This window comes from Thalassospira sp. UBA1131 (assembly GCF_002311515.1).
Lineage (GTDB): Bacteria > Pseudomonadota > Alphaproteobacteria > Rhodospirillales > Thalassospiraceae > Thalassospira.
This window is the reverse complement of the sequence record NZ_DCAO01000104.1, coordinates 46524-49230: the sequence shown is the minus strand read 5'-3', so window position 1 is coordinate 49230 and position 2707 is coordinate 46524. Positions and strand designations below refer to the sequence as shown.

3 protein-coding genes are annotated in these 2707 nt (G+C 55.1%); 2 read left to right on the top strand and 1 reads right to left on the bottom strand.

All coding sequences use genetic code 11. The annotated features are described in order from the left end of the window. The first annotated feature begins 119 nt into the window (after positions 1-119). Positions 120-881: an HAD family hydrolase gene (locus tag B3Z49_RS16350; protein WP_296992793.1), complete on the top strand. Its 762-nt coding sequence runs from the start codon at positions 120-122 to the stop codon at positions 879-881. Positions 882-887: 6 nt separating this feature from the next. Here the strand turns inward: B3Z49_RS16350 and B3Z49_RS16345 are convergent, their stop codons facing one another. Beyond that, positions 888-1619: a FadR/GntR family transcriptional regulator gene (locus B3Z49_RS16345; protein WP_120226528.1), complete on the bottom strand. Its 732-nt coding sequence runs from the start codon at positions 1617-1619 to the stop codon at positions 888-890. 162 nt (positions 1620-1781) lie between these two features. Here B3Z49_RS16345 and B3Z49_RS16340 point away from each other — a divergent pair. Then, positions 1782-2707 (top strand): aldose 1-epimerase (locus B3Z49_RS16340; RefSeq protein ID WP_296992791.1); only part of this gene is annotated, 926 nt, incomplete at its 3' end.

Sequence of the window (2707 nt, the reverse complement as noted above, 5' to 3'; positions counted from 1 at the left end):
AATTTTGCCTGAGTTGATCAAAAGTTCATTAATTGGTCAAATGTTCATTTTTGTTGACGCTGAACTTATCTCTTAGCTACGCTGTAGCGATAACATAAATCACACAAGCCAGGTTCAACATGGCCCGAGGAAACAATGTCCAAGGCCCGGCCGATGATGTCGGGGCCGGTATCGTAACGTCAGCATCAGAGATCCAAGGTCTGTTTGACGCCTGTCGTGTTGTCCTGTTTGACTGTGACGGCGTTCTGGTCAATAGCGAACCGATCTCGCTGGCAACGCTTGTCGATGTGCTGGACCATTTTAACGCGCCGCTCAGTCTGCGCGACGTATCGGACCGATTTACCGGACGATCAAGTTCCGCACCGATTGAATATATCAAAACCCAGACGGGGCGCGATGTCAGTGCGGAATTCAAACCGTATTACTACAAAATGCTGTTTGACCGCTATGACCGCGACCTGACCAAGATTGACGGGATCGAAACCGTCCTGACCGTCCTTCAGGCACGCGATATTGCCTTTTGCATTTCATCAAGCAGTTCTGTCGAACGGCTTGAAAAAACCATGCAGGTCACGGGCCTTGGCCCTTGGTTTGACGGGCGTGTTTATAGTGCGGATTTCGTTGAAAACGGCAAACCGGCCCCGGATCTTTTCCTGCATGCGGCCAATGCCATGGGATATGCCCCGGGTGATGCCATCGTGATAGAGGATTCTGTTGCCGGGGTGACGGCGGCACGGGCCGCTGGCATGAAATGCATCGGCTTTGTCGGCGGCGGGCATTATGCCGATGACCGCGAAGGGGCCAGCCAGCGACTTTATGAAGCCGGCGCTGATATTGTTATTTCCGACATGTCGATGTTAGCACAGGCGATTGCGGTTTAACGCCGCTTACCGCTGGGTCAGAAGTTTCTGATAGCGGGTCTGGCTTTGGCTGAGGTGATCGCGCATCGCCTTGCGGGCAGTATCTTCGTCGCGCGCGGCAATCGCATCATAAATCCGGCGATGTTCACCGGTGATCATCTGCATATAGGCCTTTTGGTCTTCGGCCTCGGGCGGGCGGCGGCGCAATTGCGCGCGCGGGATGGTTTTATCGCCCAGATGTTCCAGAAACTCGGCAAAGCGGCGATTGTTGGTGGCGGATGCAATCGCGCTGTGAAATTCGAAATCGGCCTGTTCGGTCGGCTCGCCCTTTTCAAGGGCGCGTTCCATTCTGGCCATTGCCTCGTAAATCTTGGTTTGCTGCGCGACAGAGCCTCGCGTGCAGGCAAGCCCGGCCGCCTCGATCTCAACCGCCATGCGCAGTTCAAGGATTTCCAGAACGTCGGACACTTGTGCGTAATCAACCGCAAAGATCGATTTATCATTCGCCCGCGTTTGCGGCGACAGAACAAACACCCCGGCACCCTGACGCGGTTCCAGCAACCCGTCGGCCTTAAGGGCGGCAATTGCTTCGCGGATCACGGTGCGGCTGACGCCAAACTGTTCGGTCAGAACCGGTTCGGTCGGCAATTTGCTTCCGGGTTCGCGCTGGCCGCTTTCGATCTCTTGGCGCAGGCTGGCAATGACTTTTTCGGTCAGCGACACTTTGCGCGGGGCGGCCGACACACGGGGTTTGTTCATTTTGCGTATCCGATAATTCCGGTGTAAAACAACCAGATAAAAAATGGCGGTGTGGCGTTAAGGATTGTTTGGCGCCAGCAGAGTTACAATCTTCAATTAATCGAACGATAGTGGTTCTGTAAAGTCATCATATGATTTTGGTTGGATTTGAGGCACACAGGAATGGCCAAAAAAGGCGAACCTGAATACCGTTGGAACAGTGGTCCTTTTCAGATCGGAATTGTCCCAGAGGGCGGGGCGATATCGCGGATTGACTGGATCCGCCCGGATGGCAAGGGCATTATCAATTTGTTGCGTCCGGTCACCCCGGAGGCGATTGCATCGGGCAATCCGTCAAATTTGGGCTGTTTCCCGATGGTGCCGTTTGCCAACCGACTGGCCTTTGCCGAGTTCGAATTTGATGGCCGCATCGTCAAGGTCCCGGCCAACCGCCCACCCAGCCCGCATGCCATTCACGGCTTTGGCCGGTCGTCGGAATGGCAGATCGAACGCCCGACGGTTGATACGCTGCGCTTCAATCACAAACATGACGATCCGCAAAGCGGCTTTGTCTATGTCGCCTGGCAGGAAATCAAGGTCACCGAGGGGGATGTGACCATCGAAATCGGTGTGCGTCATCTGGGCCGAACACCGATGCCCTATGGTATTGGCCTGCACCCCTGGTTCCCGGGTGGCGAAGATGTTTCGGTCGCCTTTATCGCGTCTGACAGTTTTGCCACGGACGAGGATATGCTGCCGACCGCGCGCACGGTGATTGATCTGGGCCGCGATTTTTCCGATGGTCGCATGATCCGCCATAACCTGGCACTTGATGCCCATTATGCCGGTTGGCACCTTGAAGCCGACATGGTCTGGCAGGATGCAGGTTACAGTGTGAAGATGCTGGCAAGCGACAGCCTGTCAAACGTGCAATTCTATATCCCCGAAGACGGCAAGACATTCTGTGTCGAGCCGGTATCGCACGTGCCAAACGTTCATAACCGTCCGGAATTCAAGGAACTCGGCGATCTTGTCGTGCTTGATAACAACCAGACGCTGACCGGTACCATGACGCTGATCCCGACCTTGCATGAGACACCCGATAGCGG